The following is a 16,754-nucleotide window of genomic DNA, read 5'->3' on the forward strand; positions in this document are numbered from 1 at the left end:
TTACTTTCCGGGATTGAAGAAGGAGACGGGTTTGAGGATCTGGTTGCGCATCTCGAGAAGATAATCGGTCTCGATCACCTTGTGCCGATAGGCCTGCCATTCGGGATCGGCCTCCATGCGGTCGCGACGCTCTTCCCGATCGGCCAGGCTTTCATATTTCCACAGATGCACTGTGCGCGACAGGTCGCCGATATGTGTCTGGAAGAAGCCGAAGGGCTCGCCCAGATAATGCTGTTGCATCGGCAGGCCGACGTCCTCGTAGAGCTTGAGGAAATGCGACAGCTTGTTGGGGCGGGCGGTGTAGGTGCGATGGTCGAAGATCATATTGGGCACTCCTTCTGGCATCCTGTTCCGGCGTGCTTGACGCCGTCGTCCTGTGGTCTTGTCTGCCTCCCACGGCTGATCCGTGGAGCCAGGCGGCTTGAGCGGATTGCCGGCTCAGCCGGCGCTCCGCACCGTCTCGGAAATCAGCCGGGCTGTGAGCGCCGGCGCCTCAATCTGCGCTACATGGCCAATGCCATCGAGAAGATGGACAGCAGTGAAGCCCGGCGCGCGGGCCGCATGGGTGGTAGGGATGATACGGTCGAGCCTGCCCCAGATGAGTCGTGTCGGTACGTCGAGTGCAGCGAGCGCACCCGTTAGGTCGAACCCCTGCGTGCCGTCCGGGAAGAGGCTTTCGGCCATCGCAGCGAGCGCGTCGCGATTGCCGGTCTTTTCCATCTGCCTGAGCGCGGCCTGCGCATAACCGACCGGCAAGGCCGAGGGGTCGCCGACCATCACCGTCAGCCACCGCTCCAGGGCCTGCGCCGTGGTCGCGCGCGCAAGTCCGGCAATGAAGCCTGCATTGATCTCGGGGCCAAGCCCGCCAGGGGCAAGGAGCGTGACGGAGCGTACCGCGAGATGGCCAAGCCGGGCGAGCGCGAGAGCCGCCGCGCCGCCCAGGGAATGGCCGACGAGATGGGCATTGCCCACGCCCATCTCCTCCAGCCGGTCTGAGAGGAGGAAGGCGATCTCCTCGATGCTCCTTGCAGGCTTTGCCGCTTCCGCACCATGGCCGGGCAGGTCGAGGCTGATCGTCTCGATCCCTGTTCCGAGCAAGGGCACGACCTGCCGCCACACGGAGCTATCCGCCCCGAAGCCATGGATGAGGACCACCGGCACCGTCTGTCGGGCCAGCGCCGGCGCGGCAACAGGCGATGCCTGGACTGCGGTCGTCCGCTGAACTGCACCGTCATGTTCGTTCGAGCGGGCAGCAAGGGCGGCATCGATGTCGCGCTTCTTGATGCGCCCGTGCGGGCCGCTTCCCGAAATGGTGGCAAGGTCGAGCTCGGCCGCGGCGGCAAGCCGCCGGGCCAGCGGGCTTGCGATTGCACGGCTGCCGGGCGGTCGGATGGAGGAAGGCGCTTCGCTGGCCACAGGCTCGCGCGGATTGGGTTCTACAGCCGTCGCAGTGGCCGGCGCGACCGGAGCCGCGTGACCAGGAACGGGCTTCTCGTCGGCGATCGTGCCGAGCACAGCGCCCACCGGCGCTTCCTGCCCCTCGACGAAGAAAATTTCCGCCAGCCAGCCGTCGCGGTCGGCTTCGATTTCGGTCGCGGCCTTGGCCGTTTCGACGGTGACGAGAAGATCGCCCGCCTTGACCGGATCGCCCGATTTCACCGCCCAGGCGATCACCAGCACGGCTTCCATATATTCGCCGCCGGCGCTGTCGATGATGATCGGATGGGTCGCCATCGCCGCCGCCGTCACTTCAGCGTCTTCAGCGCGGCCGTGCGGATCTTCTCGGCACTTGGCAGCATCGCCGTTTCCAGCGGTTCGGAATAGGGGATCGGCATGTCCGGCAGCGTGACGCGCGCGACCGGCGCGTCCAGTTCATCGAAGGCATGGTCCATGATCGTTGCCGAAAGCTCGGCGGCGTAGCCGCAGAAGCGCCAGCCCTCGTTGACCACCACGGCATGGTGCGTTTTCGCGATTGAAGCGACGATGGCGTTGACATCGAGCGGGCGCAGCGACCGGAGATCGACGATTTCGGCCGAAACACCATCGGCCGCGAGAAGGTCCGCGGCTTTCAGCGCCTCAACCACCATCTTGGAGGTGGCGAATATCGAGATGTCGCTGCCTTCGCGCAGGATTGCCGCCTTGCCGAGCGGCACGATCACATCGCCTTCCGGGACCTCGCCGCGGGTGTTGTAGAGCAGCTTGTGCTCAAGGAAGACGACCGGCTGGTCGTCGCGGATCGCGGCCTTCAGCATGCCCTTGGCGTCGGCGGGCGTCGAAGGGGCAACGACCTTGATGCCGGGTATGTGGGCAAGCATGGAATCGAGCGACTTGGAGTGCTGTGCGCCGGCACCGGCGCCGCCGCCGCCCTGCGTGCGCAGCACGAACGGCATCTTCACCTGGCCGTTCCAAATGTAGTTGTAGATCGAGGCCTGGTTGACCAGCGCATCGAGCGTCAGCGGCACGAAATCCGCATACATGATTTCCAGCACCGGCCGCGTGCCGGTCATAGCGGCGGTCACGGCCATGGCAGTCAGCGCCTGTTCGGAGATCGGCGTGTCGCGCACCCGCGTTTCGCCGAATTCCTCCATCAGCCCTTTCGTCACCTTGAAGACGCCGCCATAGCGGCCAATGTCCTCGCCGAAGACGAAGACGGAGGGGTCGGCCTGCATCTCTTCACGCAGCGCCGCATTGAGCGCTTCGGCATACCGCATCATGGCCATGTCAGTATGCCTCGCTGTAGGGGTTGCAGGCTTCGTCGAGCGAGAATTCGGGCATCGGGTCAGAGAGGGCGGCCACGAATGCCTCGTCTACCTCGGCCTTGGCCGCGGCCTCGATCGCGGCGAGTTTCGCCTCGCCGACATCGCCCAAAAGCGCCTTGCGCGAGACGAGCAGGGGATCGCGCGCCTTCCAGGCCGCAATGTCCTCCGGCTTCTGGTAGCCGCCCATGTCGGAGGTGGAAAAACCTTCGATGCGGTAGGTCTTGCATTCGACCATGCCGGGGCCCTCGCCGCGCCGGGCACGCTCGACCATGGTCGACACGGCGCGGTAGACGGCCACCGCGTCGTTGCCGTCGACGATCTCGGCCGGCATCGCATAGCCGGCGGCGCGGATCGACAGGTCTTCGACCGGCGACTGGACCTCGGTGGGAACGGTCAGGCCGAACTGGTTGTGTTCGAGCACGAAGACGACCGGCAGCTTCCACAGCCCAGCCATGTTCATGGCCTCGTGGCAGATGCCGGTCTGGGCGGCGCCATCGCCGAAAACGCACATGGCGACATTGCCGGTGCCGAGGATCTGCATCGACAGCGCCATGCCGGTGGCGGCTGGAATGCCCGCGCCGACTATGGCGTTGCCGCCGATCACGCCCTTTTCGGCATCGGCCACCAGCATGTGGCCGGCGCGCCCGCCGCAGGCACCGGTGGCCCGGCCGAAGATCTCGGCCACCACCGGATGCACGGCCATGCCCTTGCCGATATAGACCGCGTGGCCACGATGGGTGGTGGCGACCTTGTCGCCCGCCTCCAGCACCGCGGTCGCGGCGACGCCGACGGCCTCCTGGCCATCGCAGCGATGGATCGGACCGCGCGTGCGTCCCTCCTTGTGAAGGGCTCCAAGGCTCTCTTCCAGATGCCGCACCAGCAGCATCCGGCGATAGATTTCCAGATGTTGTTCGACGGAAGGAGTGTTTTTCACTGGTATCCCCGAGTTCGTGCCGAAATTAAATACAAAAGTGTCGACACTTTGCAAGCGCTTCTGCAAAATAGGGCAAAACAAGTTTTTGAAAAGGGGATCGATCATGCGTTTGAAGGGCAAAGCGGTCATCGTCACCGGAGCCGGCGCCGGTATCGGCGCCGCCGTCACGGAACTGTTTGTGAAAGAGGGCGCGCGCGTTCTGGCCGTCGACCGCGACGGCGCGCGGGCCAGCGAGGTGGCCGGCAGGACCGGAGCGCTGGCCTCTGAGGCGGACGTCTCGGACGAAGCCTCCGTGGCGACGATGGTGCGCCGCGCGCAAGAGGCATTCGGCCGGGTGGACATCCTGGTCAACAATGCCGGCTACGGCATACGCGGTTCGGTCGTCACCACTGCGGCGGCGGATTGGGACGCGCTCATGGCCGTGAACCTCAAGGGCGTCTTTCTCTGCTCCAAATATGTCGTTCCCGTCATGGCCGCGGGCGGCGGCGGGGCGATCGTGAACACCGCTTCCAACGTGGCCCATGTCGGACTTGCCGATCGGGCGGCCTATGTCGCCTCCAAGGGCGGCGTCGCGGCGCTGACGCGTGCCATGGCGCTTGACCATGTTGCAGACAAGATCCGCGTCAACGCCGTGGCACCGGGTGTGACCTGGTCGAGTTATTTCGAAGCCATGCTGGAAACTCATCCCGATCCTCAGGGGTTTGTCGCGGCATTGAATGCGCGTTCGCCGATGAATCGCGTCGCGCAACCGATTGAAATCGCAAATGCAATCCTGTGGCTCGCCAGCGACGAATCCTCTTTCGCCACCGGCTCGATCCTGACAATCGACGGCGGCATGACCGCCTGGTGAGGCGCGCCTGTCGGTGGCGGAAAACGAAGCCGGCCGCTTCAGGCAACAGGCCGGATGGAACGCAGGGCGCTCAGCATCTCGTCGAGGTCGGCGCAGGGCAGGCAGCCAAGGTCCGCGATATCCTTGGTCACGTCGACCGGCAGGCCCGAATTGGACTCCTTGGGCACTTCGTTCAATCGTCCGCCGATGAGCACCGGCAAGGCAAGTCCGCGTGCCGCCATCGCCGTTTTCACCGCCTGTGCATAACGCAGCGCCACGCCGTTGTAGGTGCTGACAGCGATGGCATCGGCCCCGGTTTCGGCGGCGCGGGCGACGAGCGTTTCCGGGTCGACGGCTACACCGGCATCGGCGATGACGATGCCCAGACCTTCGAGCGCCTGTTCGACGAGATATTTGCCATGCTCATGCACGTCGGTGGTGCCGATGCAGACGGTCAGGGGTTTAGGGCTTTCCAGCGGCTTTTGCGTTGCGACCCAGGCGACGGCCTTGTGGTTGAGCTCGCGTGCCCATTCGGCATGGATCAGCGGCGTGCGCCCGCGCATGCCGTCCGCGCCCGGGCCGAACAGCGCCTCCATGCGTTTCGGCCCCATGCGGCGGATGGCGAACATCAGCGCGGCCGGGTCTTCAGTATCCACCCCCCGCTCGGCCAGCCCCTTCATGACGGCACCGGCAAAGCGGCGCCCGCCTTCGACCAGCACATCGGCCATCGCCTCCACTTTGGCCCAGTCGAAGACGGGGTCGTAGAAGGGTGCGTGCAGCGTGAGCCGGTGCGCGAAGGTCTGCGCGTCGATGATCTCGTCGACATCGGGAATGCGCTGGTTCTCGGTCACCGGCACCGGATTGATCGCATGGCCGGAGGGCCATCGCCCCACAGCGAGAATGTCGGCCAGGAGATAGCTTGCCAGGCTTGCGTAATTGCCTGCCGGGGTCGACTGGTAGGAGACGGTGTTGCCGAAGATCATGGTGCCTGGTGTGTCGCTGACCCGCACCAGCGCGGCATGGAAGGCAGCACGCGACAGCGGATCGCTGAAGTGGTGTCCGTAACAATGGCCGAGCCGAGCGCCGATCAGATCCTCGACGATGTGCTTTTCGACCAGCACCATGCCGAGCGCGCAAGCCATGTCGATGAACAGCCCGGCGAAGCCGTCGTCGAGATTGGAATGGACGAGGATTTCGGCATCCTGCGCGGCAATCAGGCCGAGCGCGGTGACGGTCGCTTCGGTGGTCGCCACATCATCGTCCCAATAAGGCAGCCGGAAGGTGAAATACTGTCCCAGATTGCCGATGGCCGTCGCCCCGGCGGCGATCGCGGCGCGGGTATTTTCCACCGCGCCCGGCAGGCCGAGCATGAAGTCGCCGAAATGAGCGGCAGCGGGCGCGGCATTGGTGATGCGTGCGAAATCCTCCGGGCCGGTGAGCACGATGCCGGTGCCGCGCGCGGCCTTTGCACGCATGGCCTGGGGATAACCCATCGACCAGTCGAGGGTGATGCCGAAACGGTCGACCGTTACGCCTGCCTTGCGGCATTGCTTATGCACCTCGCCGATCGCTGCCACGGTGCGGTCGACGCTTCTGAAGCCGATATGGGCGTGCTGCATGACGCGCTTATCGGCCGCCGCCTTGCGCTTCCATGCGGCCTCGGATGGCATTCCGGTTTCAGCGAGGAAGCGGCAACTGCCGAGGCGCCAGTCGCGCGCCATGGTGCGCCCTTCGGCGAGGAGATCGATGCCGGGCTTGAGGCGCGGATCGATGAGAGCGGGGGCGATTTCAGCGGTCATGATGTTTGCTGTCGGCTCCGGCAATGAAACGGCGAATGATGGCGGCAAAACCCTCGGGGTCGGCGAGGGGATGAAAATGCGCACCGGGAACGGTTACATAGGTCGCCTGCGGTATCGCGGTGGCAATGGCTTCCGAAAGGGCGGGTGGCGTCAGGATATCGCCGGTGGCGGCAATCACCTGAACCGGAGCGTCGATACGCGGCAGGTCGGCAAGGCGATCGTGGTCGAGCAGCATGCGCACGCGCGCGGCGCTCACAGTCAACGGCGCCAAGGTGCGGGGAGCGGCGGCGATGGCCGCTTCGAGCTGACTGGCATGCGTTTCGAGGTAGGACGGTTCGTGGCAGAGCACATGGCCAAGGCGCTGGTAGGTCTCGGCCATGCCGGCCTCCAGCAGTTCGGCGCGGGCGCTGAAAAGCGTGCGGAAACGGGTGTCGGCTCGCGCCCACGAACTGCTGATCGTATAGCTCAGGCCGAGTTCCGCATGATCAAGCGCCAGCACTTGCGCGATGGCGCCACCGGTGGAGTGCCCGACAATGTGCGCCGGGCCGCCCGTCTGTGCCAGCAGACCGGCAATGTCGCTGGCGATCAGGGGAATGGAATAGGGGCTTTCCGGTCGATCGCTGCGGCCGGCGCCGCGATGGTCGGCGACGATGATGCGATGGTCGGCCTCGAGCAGGCGCACCACGCCAGCCCAGAACCTGCCGTCACCGCCGAGCCCCGGGATGAGGATGAGGCGCGGGCCAGCGGTGCCTGATGTCTCGCAGTGGATGCGGCAGCCATCGGCGGCGGTGAAGAAGGGCATCAGCGAGGCCCTTCCCTGTCGAGCAACTCACCAAGGGCCGTGACGAGACTGAGCGCGGTGAGCCGCGAGGTTTTCGGATTGTCGGGCGAGGGGGCGTTGACGAGGCGGAAGGCAGCGGTGCCGGCGGTGCTCTCGACCTCAATTTCATGCGTGTTGCCGGTAGCCCTGGGATCGGCAACCACGCTTACGGTGACCTTGTCGATGCCTGCCGCGAGCGCCACGGCGAAGGCGGCGTTGAGGTTTTTCGGATAGAGTTTTGCCGCTTGCGCGGGCGTGCCCTCGAAGAGGGATACCGCATCGTGCTCGGCCGACAGGCCAAGGGCGGCGAGCTCGGCTTCCCAGGCTGCCGGCGGCTTGCGCGAAGTGTAGCGCACCCGCGCATTGGGAAGTGCCGCTATCGCCCTGAGATAGTCGAGGCCGCCCAACGCGCCTGACGGCAGGACCAAGCGCGCGCCGCCGTTGCGCGAAGCATTGGTCAACCGGGCGGCAAGTATCGGATCGGAGAACGCACCGATCGAAGCGATGATGGTCGGGATGCCGGCTTCGAGAAGTGCTGGCACATAAGCGGCGACTGCCTCCTGGCTTGCCGCCTCCACCACCGCCTTGGGCCGCGCGTCGATCAGCGCGTCAAGCTGCGTGACAGTGCGAACATTTGCCGGCAGTGCGGGGTGAGCGCCTTCACGCACCAGAACTACCCAGCGAACCGAGTCCACTGGGAAAGCCGAGACGATCTCGCGCGCGATCGTGCCGAAGCCGATGAGACCGAACGTGACCATCCGGCTTCTTCAGGGGTTCTGTTTCAGAGGATCGAACTTGTCGGCGAGGTCTGCTCCGAACACCGTCTTGCGCTCGATCTCCAGGACGTTTTCCGGGCGCGGAAAATTGGACGGCACGCGGTCGCCCGGCTTGCGCGGCTTGCCGATCAGTCGAAAGAAGTCCTCGAGCCCGTTCGGCACGATCAACCAGATCCAGCGCAGGCGTGTCTCGCCATCGTTGATGAACATGTGCCGGACATTCTTCGGCAGGAACACCACGCTGTCCGGTTCCAGCGGATATTCCTTGCCGTCGATGACGGCGCGGCCACGGCCTTCGATGACGTAAACCGTCTCTTCGTTGCGGTCGTGCGTGTGTTCACGCACATAGCCGCCGGGCGCCACCGATTGCGTGCCCAGCGCGAAGGGGTGCTCCATGCCGACGATGTGCGGCGCGAGCGCGACGTCGATATGGCCGTTTGCCGGCACCGGCTGCCAGTAGCTTTCGCGCGTTTCGGGTCCGGAAACATGGATGCCTGACGGAGCGGGTTGAAGGCGGGTGTCGTCCATGGCTCTGCCTCTCGAAAGGAGCTGCGAAGGTCGTGCGGGGCACGCTGCTGACCAAGCGAGGGTACAGCGCAAAAAGTGTCGACACAATAGTAGACAGATTAAATTTCCTGCCTCTATAGTGCTGTGGTGATGATGGCAGGGGAATGCCGATGGGCGAGTACGACGTTCTGGTGATCGGTTCAGGATCCGCGGCCTGTTCGGCGGCTTTGCGAGCCGCCAAGGGCGGCCTCAAGGTGCTCGTCATCGAAAAGAGCGAATGGCTGGGCGGCACCTCGGCCATGTCCGGTGCCGGGGTCTGGATACCCGCCAACCATGTCGCTGCGGAGGCCGGCATCGCCGACAGCCGCGAGGATGCGCTCGCCTATCTGCGTGCCGTCGCACCCGAAGGGTGGGAGCAGAAGGAAGATGCCCTCTGGGGCGCGTTCGCCAAGGCCGCACCCGACATGCTTCGCTTCCTGTCCGTTAACACGCCACTCGATTTTCGCTTGATCAACGAGCCGGACCCCTTTGCCGAAGCGCCTGGCGGCAAGCTCTACGGTCGCATGCTCTCGCCGATGCCGCTCAGCCGCCGTATCCTGGGCAGGTTTGCACGGAGCCTGCGCCGCTCCACCTTGCCGCACAGCTTCACCTACCAGGAGATCGTCGACCTCGATCTTTACCACCATCCCATCCGCGCCGGGTTCAAGGTCTGGCCGAAGCTTCTATGGCGGTGGCTGACGAATTCCGGCGGCCAGGGCACGGCGCTGATGACAGGACTCATCAAGGGCTGCCTCGATGCCGGCGTCACTTTTCAGCCGGGAACACGCGCCGTCACCCTGCTTCAGGACCTGGATTCGCGCATCACCGGCGCGGAGGTGGAGAATGAGGGCCAACGCACGAAGATCGTCGCGCGCCGCGGCGTCGTCATCGCAACCGGCGGCTTCGAATGGGATGCCGAGATGCGTGCGCGCCACTTCCCCGGCGCCTTCGACCGGATCGGCAGTCCGCGCGGCAATGAGGGCGACGGCCAGAAGCTTGCGGCTTCCGTTGGCGCGCAGCTGGACCGCATGGACCAGGCGAACGTCTATCCCTGCCTGCCGACGCGCTACCAGGGACAGAAGCACGGCTTGCCGATGACCTTCCAGGCCGAACCGCATTCGATCGTGGTCGATCGCGGGGGAAAGCGCTTTGTCAGCGAAAACGCCTTCAACATCGGCGAGGCGATCGATGCGCGCGGGCCGGATGGCGCGCCTATCCATCTGCCCTGCTATCTCGTTGGAGATCATCGTTTCCTGAAAACGTCGCTGCCTTTCCGCTGGTATGCCTCCTACGAGCGCGACTGGATCAAGAAGGCCGATACGGTCGCCGGTCTTGCCGCCAAGCTCGGGCTGCCGGCAGCGGCACTCGAGGAGACAATCGCGCGCTGGAACGGTTTTTGCGCGAAGGGGCACGATGCGGACTTCCAACGTGGCGACAACGGTTGGGAGGCATACAAGGCGCATGGCCCCGAGAACCGGCTGAAGCCGATCGACAAGCCGCCCTATCTCGGCATGACGATCAATCGCTCGATCCTCGGCACCAAGGGCGGCGCCCGCACCAACGAGCGCGCGCAGGTGCTGAGACCGGACGGCTCGATCATCCCCGGCCTCTATGCGGCAGGGCTTGCCATGGCCAACCCCATCGGTACGCGCGCCGTAGGAGCCGGCACGACGCTGGGTCCCAATTTGACATGGGGCTTCATCGCCGCCGAGACAATCCTGCATCAAAACCGGTGATCGCGGGGCCTTGCGCACCATAAGGGCGCGCGCTCATACCGCCACGACCCGCTGATGTCCCGTGGCCAAGTGGCGGGACGTATCCAGGCCCCTGCGGCATGGCGTCGATGACGCTCGTGCTTCCAGACACTCCGAAGTGTTGGGCACGCGGGACATGGCCATCGGTGGCGGTCGCAACTTTCCGGCCGATCCGCAGCCTTGGTACGCATCATTCGCCGCCGAGCACGGCTTGTCCATCGAGCGCGCGGACGCTGCTGCAGCGCTATGCCGCGTCGGCCAGATGTTTCGTTACGCACCCGGCTCGCGAACAGCCGCAATCGGAGTATTCGGCAAGCGAGATCCGGCACATCATCGAGCGGGGGGAGCAGGTGGAGTGTCTTGCCGACCTGCTCCTGCGCCGCACCACCATCGCCATTTCGGGGGCCTCGGCTTAGACCTCATCAACGCCTCTCTCTACATGCTGGCGGCGTACAAAGGCTGGAGCGCCAACGAGGCCGCCGCCGAACGCTCGACCTTCCTCGCCTTGCTGGCCGCCCGGTACGGCATCGACCTCCAGATGCAACAAAGGAGCGTCCTATGGGAGCGGCGATCGCGGCGGGCACCGGCGTCGGCATCTTCGTGGACTACAGTGCCGGTGCGGCCGCCATGACGGCGGCCGCCCGACATTTTGTGCCCAACGAGGCGGTTGCCGACGCCTATGCACGGCGGTATCGACTGTACGGCGAGATCAACCAGGCGATGACCCCGATGTGGGAGCGCATCGCCGGACAGCAGGCGCGCACGTGACCGAAGCTCCACCGTCCCCGTTCGGCAGTTACGACTACGTCATCGTCGGCGCCGGCTCCGCCGGCTGCGTGCTCGCCAACCGGCTTTCGGCCGATCCGCGCAACAGCGTGCTGCTGCTCGAGGCCGGCGGCAGCGACCGCTACCACTGGGTCGATATCCCGATCGGCTACCTCTTCTGCATGGGCAACCCGCGCACCGACTGGATGATGAAGACCGAGCCGGAAGCCGGCCTCAACGGACGCAGCCTCAACTATCCGCGCGGCAAGGTGCTTGGCGGCTGTTCATCGATCAACGGCATGATCTACATGCGCGGCCAGGCAGCCGACTATGATGGCTGGCGTCAGGCCGGCAATGCCGGCTGGGGCTGGGACGATGTCCTGCCTTACTTCCTCAAATCGGAAGACTTCCATGGCGGCAAGAGCGCCATGCACGGCAGCGGCGGCGAGTGGCGGGTCGAACGGCAGCGGCTGTCATGGCCGATCCTGGATGCCTTCCGGGACGCGGCCGAGGAACTCGGCATTCCCCGCACCGACGACTTCAACACCGGCACCAATGAGGGCTCGGGCTATTTCGAGGTCAACCAGAGGAAGGGCGTGCGCTGGAACACATCGAAGGCGTTTTTGCGCGGCATTGCCACGCGCAAAAATCTGCGCGTGGTGACTGGCGCGGAGACGGAAAGGCTCGAATTCGACGGCCGGCGCGTCACCGGACTCGTCTTCCGCCAGGGCGACCGCCTGCTTCAGGTCCGCGCTGGGCAGACGATCCTTGCAGCTGGCGCCATCAACTCACCCAAGCTGCTCGAACTGTCGGGGGTGGGTCGCCCCGACCTGCTTTCGAGCATTGGCGTGAATGTCCGTCACGCCTTGCCGGGCGTCGGTGAAAACCTGCAGGACCATCTGCAGATCCGCACCGTCTTCAAGGTCGCCAACACCGCCACGCTCAACCAGCGCTACCACAATCTGTTCAGCCGTGCGTCGATGGGGCTGGAATATGCGCTCAGGCGCAGCGGGCCGCTGTCGATGGCGCCGAGCCAGCTCGGCATCTTCGCCAGGAGCGATCCGCGCCTTGCAACGCCCGACCTCGAATATCATGTGCAGCCACTGAGCACCGACCGGCTGGGCGAGCCGCTGCATCGCTTTCCCGCGGTCACCGTCTCGGTCTGCAATCTGCGTCCGGAAAGTCGGGGTACCGTACACATGGGTTCATCCGATGCGCGGGAGGCGGCGAAGATCCGGCCGAACTATCTTTCCACCGAGGGAGACCGCAGCGTGGCCATCGCGTCGTTGCGCCATGTCCGCAGTCTGATGAAGGCCCGGGCCGTGGCGCGCTTTGCGCCGGAAGAAATGCTGCCCGGCACGCAGTATGACAGCGACGAGGACCTCATCCGCAAGGCCGGCGATATCGGCACGACGATCTTCCACTCCGTCGGCACCTGCAAGATGGGGGCGGACAACATGGCGGTGGTCGACGACGGCCTGCGTGTTCACGGGCTTGCCGGGCTGCGCGTGGTCGATGCCTCGATCATGCCGACAATCGTTTCGGGCAACACCAACTCTCCGGTCGTCATGATCGCGGAGAAGGCAGCCGAGATGATCCTGCAAGAGGCCCGCTGACCGCCATCGCCTTCAAGCCATGGCAACGCCGCGCGATCGCCTTTTCTCGGCGGCAGCGAGCAGGTCGACGAAGGCGCGCACCTTGGCGGGCCGGAACCGGGCCGGCGGAAAGACCGCATGGATACCGCCAGTGGGCAAGGTCCAGTCGGCAAACACCGGCACCAGCCGCCCTTCGGCGATATCGTCGCTGACGCTGTAGTCCGGAAACACGCCCAGCCCGATGCCGGCGAGCACGCAAGCCAGGGCAGCCGGGCTCTTGTCGCACATGACCACCGGATTGAGTTCGGTCAGCACTGTCTCAGTGTCCCTGGAGAACAGCCATTGGCCGACGCTACGCAGCTGGGCGTTGCCGACCCAGGCCAGCGATCTTGCCTGGCGCGGCGTCACGTCGGGTGGCAGGCTCGCCGCGAAGCCAGGGCTCGCCACCACGGTTTGCCGGATCGTACCCAGGCGCCTTGCTTGGTTCGAGGAATCGGTGAGCCAGCCGACACGGATGCCGAGATCGATCTGCTCGTCCACCAGATTGGCGACCGCGTCATCGAAGATCGCCTCGACGCGCATATGCGGATAGGTTCTGAGATAGGCCGCCATGACCGGGGCCACCATCTTGGTGCCGTAGTCGAGCGGCGCGGTCAGTCTCAGCGTTCCGCTCGGTTCGACGGCTCCGCGCGAGATTTCGCCATAGGCCGCCTCCGCTTCCCGCAGGATGATCATCGCGCGGTCATAGAAGAGGCGGCCCTCTTCGGTCGGCGTGACACGCCGCGTCGTGCGCTGCAGCAGTGTGGCGCCCAGTTCTTCCTCGAGCTTGCCGATCTGATGGCTGACCACGGCCTTGGCGACGCCAAGCCGGTCTGCCGCTGCGGTGAACGAGCCGGTTTCCATCACCGTGGTGAAGTAGGCCAGCCGATTGAGGTTCAGAAGTTCGGCCAAGACGGCAACCTTTTGTCTGATTGGATCAGACAGTTTGTATTATTGGGCGCTATTTATCGCAAGGTCGCCACCTGCCACATAGGAGCCAAGGCATTCGACGAAGCCGGCAGCCGGACCAAGGATGGCAGCAATCATGAGCAATTCAGAAGTGATCTATCTTTTCGATCCGCTCTGCGGCTGGTGCTATGGTGCGACCCCGATGCTCGACAGGCTGTCGGCCACCGGCCTGCACGTCGACCTGCTGCCGACCGGCCTGTTCTCCGGTGCCGGCGCGCGTCCGATGGATGACAGTTTTGCTGCCCACGCCTGGGCGAACGACCAGCGCATCGAGCGCCTGACCGGACAGGTGTTCACGCCGGCCTACCGGCGCAATGTCCTCGATATCAGCGGGACCCTGCTCGATTCGCATGCCGCCACGCTCGGCATCAGCGCCGCCGGCCTGGAAGATCCCAGCCGCCGGCTTGCCGCGCTGAAGACGATCCAGCGGGCGCGCTATGTCGACGGCAGCGATGTCGTGACGACCGGCGGTGTGGCCGAGGTGCTCGCCGCCGCCGGCATGGCGGACGCTGCCGAGATGCTTGAGGCGCCGACCGAAACATTGCTGACGGCCCACCGCGAGCTGGTCGGCCGCGGCCGCGCGCTGTTCCAGCGCCTGAATGCCGATGGCGTGCCTTCGCTGGCGGTCATCCGCAACGATGCGCTCAGGCTGATCGGCTCGAACGCACTGTTCGGCAGCTTCGACAACCTCGTCGCCCATATCGCGGCGGCGTGATCCCATCTTCCAGAAAACGTCCAACAAGGAACAAGGAAATAGACATGGCAAAAGTCGCTCTCATTGGTGCATCCGGCGCGGTCGGTTCGCGCCTTCTCAGGGAACTCTCCGATCGCGGCCATACCGTCACCGGCATTGCGCGCAACCCGGAAAAGATCGCCGCGCTTCCGGGCGTGACGGCCAGGAAGGGCGATCTCTTCGACGAGAAGGGTCTCACCGACCTGCTCCGCGGCCATGATGTGGTGATCAGCGCCGTGCATTTTCTGGACAGCGATGCCGATACGCTGATCGCCGTGGTGCGGGCCTCCGGCGTGAAGCGCTATCTCGTCGTCGGCGGCGCCGGCAGTCTCGAAGTTGCGCCCGGCAAGCGGCTGGTCGACACCCCCGAATTCCCGGCGATCTACAAGGCCGAAGCCCAGAAGGGCACCGACTTCCTGGACAGATTGAAGACGGTCGGCGATCTCGATTGGACCTTCCTGTCGCCATCCGCCATGTTCGTCCCAGGCGAACGCACCGGAAAATTCCGCCTCGGCAAGGACACGCTTCTCGCCTCGGACAAGGGCAGCAGCATTTCCTTCGAGGACTATGCGATCGTCATGGTCGACGAGATCGAGAAGCCGGCTCACATCAGGCAGCGCTTCACCGTCGGCTATTGATCGAACGGGCGGTGGCGGCTGAGCCTCAATCGAGGCCGACCGACGCCAGCCGCATCAGCGCTTCGCAGACACCGGCACGCCGGTAGGTCTCGGTGACGAGGCCGTCCTGTCTCAGCGCCTCGCGGCGGCGTTCGACAAAGGCGCGTTCCTCGCTGGTCAGGTCGTGCTCCCGCTTGCGGAGCCATTCCTGGTAGGACGGATCGACCTCCTTGACCGGCTTGGCCGCCGTCGAAATCGAAGCCGGCCGGTTGTCGGTATAGCGGGGCCGCAAGGCGCTGTTAGGGTTGTATTCGGTTCGCCTGTCGTTGCCTGAAATGACGAGGTCGGGATCCGAAACCCGGCCTGACGGGCTGTAGACGAATGCCGAGACAACCCGGTCGAGCGCCGCGTCGACCTCCTTTGGCCGGTGCACGACTTCCCGCGGCTGGCGATCGGGGACGGCAAGCCGGGTGATGCCACGATCGTTGATGGCGTCGAGGACCTCGCGGTGATCGCGCGAGGTGATGACCTCGCGCCGGGCCGGCCAGAAATCATAGGGCGCATGCGCGCCGTGTCCCTTGCCGATGTGGAAGGCATAGATTTCCGGATAGACCGTCAATTCCGTGCGGCGGCTTGGCTTGACGTCATAGAACGAAGTGATGGCGATCTGCAGCAGATGGGTTGCGCCGATGCCGCCAAGCGCGTCGTCGATCACCAGGCCGAAACGGTCATGCGGGTTCCAGTCCGGCAAAGCCTCGGCGATCGAAGCGGGCTTGCCGTCGATCTCGACATCGAACATGTTCGCTTTCAACAATGTCACGACATGCATTGGGCTCTCCTGACGGCCTGTCGATTCGCCAAGGCTCCATCAGACCAGCCATGAACACGCTTGTCAGCCCATATCGCCACTCACGCTCCTTTCCCACCGGCGTCCGCGTCGCTCTAACTCTTTGTTTTGGCACAATTCCGGACGGAAAACCGTTTCACACTTTTCCTGGAATTGCTCTAATGTCCCCGACTTAGCGGAGGATTGATCATGGAGCATAGCCGGCTGTCGAAGAAGGAGCGGCATGAGCTCATCCTGTCGGAAGTGCGCCGGTCGGCCTCGATCCGTATTTCCAGGCTCGCCATACGCCTCGGCGTCGCCGGCGAGACGATCCGTCGCGACCTCATCGAGCTTGGTGATGCGGGGCTGCTCAACCGAACCTATGGTGGCGCGACGATCTCGCTGGTGACATCCGAGCCGGTGATTGCCGAGCGCAGCCAGACCATGGTTGAGGAGCGTACCCGGATCGGGCGCGGCGCGGCCGGATTGGTCAAGAAAGGCCAGATCGTGATGATCGACGGGGGCTCGACAACCTACGAGGTGGCGCGCAATCTCTCGCAGCTGAGGCGCGACCTGACCGTCATCACCAACTCCATCGGGGTGGCCTCGGTAGCCGGCGCCAATCCGACTTTCCGGGTTGTCTTGTGCCCCGGCACCTATGACAGCCGCGAAGCCAGCGTGTTCGGCGAGGATACGGTCGAATTCATCAGGCGCTACAATGCCGACATTGCCATCATCGGCGCCTCGAGCCTGTCCGCGGATGGACCCAGCGACATGATCTCGGGGGCAGCGGCGGTCAAGCGGGCGATGATCTCGCGAACGCTGTCGACAGCGCTGGTGGTGACCAACGACAAGTTCGGCCGCAACAGCCTCGAGCGCGTGTGCGGCCTCGGCGAGCTTTCCGACATCGTCACCGATCGCGAGCCGCAGCCGGCGCTGCGCGCCGTCATTGAAGCGGGCGGAACGGAACTTCACGTCTTTGACGGCGGCTGA

18 protein-coding genes are annotated in these 16,754 nt (G+C 64.9%); 8 read left to right on the forward strand and 10 right to left on the reverse strand.

Features of this window, described 5'->3' with window-relative positions; translation table 11 throughout:
• From ACZ89F_RS00095 to ACZ89F_RS00110, 4 genes are all read right to left on the reverse strand, one after another.
• Window positions 1-324 (reverse strand): NIPSNAP family protein, encoded by a 324-nt coding sequence (locus ACZ89F_RS00095; protein ID WP_476089859.1) that lies wholly within the window; start codon window positions 322-324, stop codon window positions 1-3.
• Between the two features lie 114 nt (window positions 325-438).
• Window positions 439-1,734, reverse strand: a complete 1,296-nt coding sequence (locus ACZ89F_RS00100) for an alpha/beta fold hydrolase (RefSeq protein ID WP_476089860.1) — start codon at window positions 1,732-1,734, stop codon at window positions 439-441.
• 11 nt (window positions 1,735-1,745) lie between these two features.
• Window positions 1,746-2,720, reverse strand: coding sequence for an alpha-ketoacid dehydrogenase subunit beta (locus tag ACZ89F_RS00105; protein ID WP_476089861.1), 975 nt, complete (start codon window positions 2,718-2,720; stop codon window positions 1,746-1,748).
• A gap of 1 nt (window position 2,721) precedes the next feature.
• On the reverse strand, window positions 2,722-3,693 hold the full coding sequence (locus ACZ89F_RS00110; protein WP_476089862.1) for a thiamine pyrophosphate-dependent dehydrogenase E1 component subunit alpha: 972 nt from the start codon (window positions 3,691-3,693) through the stop codon (window positions 2,722-2,724).
• Window positions 3,694-3,796: 103 nt separating this feature from the next.
• Between ACZ89F_RS00110 and ACZ89F_RS00115 the strand changes: the two genes are divergently transcribed.
• Window positions 3,797-4,543 carry an SDR family oxidoreductase gene (locus ACZ89F_RS00115; protein ID WP_476089863.1) on the forward strand — a complete coding sequence of 249 codons (747 nt, stop codon included), beginning with the start codon at window positions 3,797-3,799 and terminating at the stop codon, window positions 4,541-4,543.
• Between the two features lie 38 nt (window positions 4,544-4,581).
• On the opposite strand, the gene ACZ89F_RS00120 is transcribed toward ACZ89F_RS00115, so the two are convergent.
• From ACZ89F_RS00120 to ACZ89F_RS00135, 4 genes are read right to left on the reverse strand one after another with little or no spacing between them, the layout of a single operon-like run.
• Window positions 4,582-6,321 (reverse strand): cobalamin-dependent protein, encoded by a 1,740-nt coding sequence (locus ACZ89F_RS00120; RefSeq protein WP_476089864.1) that lies wholly within the window; start codon window positions 6,319-6,321, stop codon window positions 4,582-4,584.
• Window positions 6,311-7,123 (reverse strand): alpha/beta fold hydrolase, encoded by an 813-nt coding sequence (locus ACZ89F_RS00125; RefSeq protein WP_476089865.1) that lies wholly within the window; start codon window positions 7,121-7,123, stop codon window positions 6,311-6,313. Before ACZ89F_RS00125 ends, ACZ89F_RS00120 begins: the two co-directional genes overlap by 11 nt.
• Entirely contained in the window at window positions 7,123-7,899 is a 777-nt protein-coding gene (locus ACZ89F_RS00130) for an aspartate dehydrogenase (protein ID WP_476089866.1), read from the reverse strand. Before ACZ89F_RS00130 ends, ACZ89F_RS00125 begins: the two co-directional genes overlap by 1 nt.
• Before the next feature lie 9 nt (window positions 7,900-7,908).
• On the reverse strand, window positions 7,909-8,445 hold the full coding sequence (locus tag ACZ89F_RS00135; RefSeq protein ID WP_476089867.1) for a cupin domain-containing protein: 537 nt from the start codon (window positions 8,443-8,445) through the stop codon (window positions 7,909-7,911).
• A 149-nt stretch (window positions 8,446-8,594) separates the two neighbouring features.
• On the opposite strand from ACZ89F_RS00135, the gene ACZ89F_RS00140 reads away from it, so the two are divergent.
• The 4 genes from ACZ89F_RS00140 to ACZ89F_RS00155 all read left to right on the forward strand — a co-directional run bounded on the left by ACZ89F_RS00140 (window position 8,595) and on the right by ACZ89F_RS00155 (window position 12,598).
• The gene (locus tag ACZ89F_RS00140; RefSeq protein WP_476089868.1) at window positions 8,595-10,199 is read left to right on the forward strand and encodes an FAD-dependent oxidoreductase; all 1,605 of its coding nucleotides are present in this window, start codon (window positions 8,595-8,597) and stop codon (window positions 10,197-10,199) included.
• A gap of 164 nt (window positions 10,200-10,363) precedes the next feature.
• Complete coding sequence (locus ACZ89F_RS00145; RefSeq protein WP_476089869.1) at window positions 10,364-10,633, forward strand: hypothetical protein; 270 nt, start codon at window positions 10,364-10,366, stop codon at window positions 10,631-10,633.
• A gap of 142 nt (window positions 10,634-10,775) precedes the next feature.
• On the forward strand, window positions 10,776-10,985 hold the full coding sequence (locus ACZ89F_RS00150; protein ID WP_476089870.1) for a hypothetical protein: 210 nt from the start codon (window positions 10,776-10,778) through the stop codon (window positions 10,983-10,985).
• On the forward strand, window positions 10,982-12,598 hold the full coding sequence (locus ACZ89F_RS00155) for a GMC family oxidoreductase (protein ID WP_476089871.1): 1,617 nt from the start codon (window positions 10,982-10,984) through the stop codon (window positions 12,596-12,598). The genes ACZ89F_RS00150 and ACZ89F_RS00155 overlap by 4 nt, the downstream gene beginning before the upstream one ends.
• Window positions 12,599-12,610: 12 nt before the next feature.
• On the opposite strand, the gene ACZ89F_RS00160 is transcribed toward ACZ89F_RS00155, so the two are convergent.
• Window positions 12,611-13,528, reverse strand: coding sequence for a LysR family transcriptional regulator (locus ACZ89F_RS00160; protein ID WP_476089872.1), 918 nt, complete (start codon window positions 13,526-13,528; stop codon window positions 12,611-12,613).
• A 133-nt stretch (window positions 13,529-13,661) separates the two neighbouring features.
• Between ACZ89F_RS00160 and ACZ89F_RS00165 the strand changes: the two genes are divergently transcribed.
• Both ACZ89F_RS00165 and ACZ89F_RS00170 read left to right on the forward strand, forming a co-directional pair.
• Window positions 13,662-14,300 carry a DsbA family protein gene (locus ACZ89F_RS00165; RefSeq protein ID WP_476089873.1) on the forward strand — a complete coding sequence of 213 codons (639 nt, stop codon included), beginning with the start codon at window positions 13,662-13,664 and terminating at the stop codon, window positions 14,298-14,300.
• A 44-nt stretch (window positions 14,301-14,344) separates the two neighbouring features.
• On the forward strand, window positions 14,345-14,956 hold the full coding sequence (locus ACZ89F_RS00170; RefSeq protein WP_476089874.1) for an NAD(P)-dependent oxidoreductase: 612 nt from the start codon (window positions 14,345-14,347) through the stop codon (window positions 14,954-14,956).
• 25 nt (window positions 14,957-14,981) lie between these two features.
• Here ACZ89F_RS00170 and ACZ89F_RS00175 read toward each other — a convergent pair whose 3' ends face one another.
• Entirely contained in the window at window positions 14,982-15,764 is a 783-nt protein-coding gene (locus ACZ89F_RS00175; RefSeq protein ID WP_476089875.1) for a hypothetical protein, read from the reverse strand.
• A 207-nt stretch (window positions 15,765-15,971) separates the two neighbouring features.
• Here ACZ89F_RS00175 and ACZ89F_RS00180 point away from each other — a divergent pair, with 207 nt between their 5' ends.
• Entirely contained in the window at window positions 15,972-16,754 is a 783-nt protein-coding gene (locus ACZ89F_RS00180; protein ID WP_476089876.1) for a DeoR/GlpR family DNA-binding transcription regulator, read from the forward strand.

This window comes from Mesorhizobium sp. USDA 3734, from assembly GCF_056279665.1.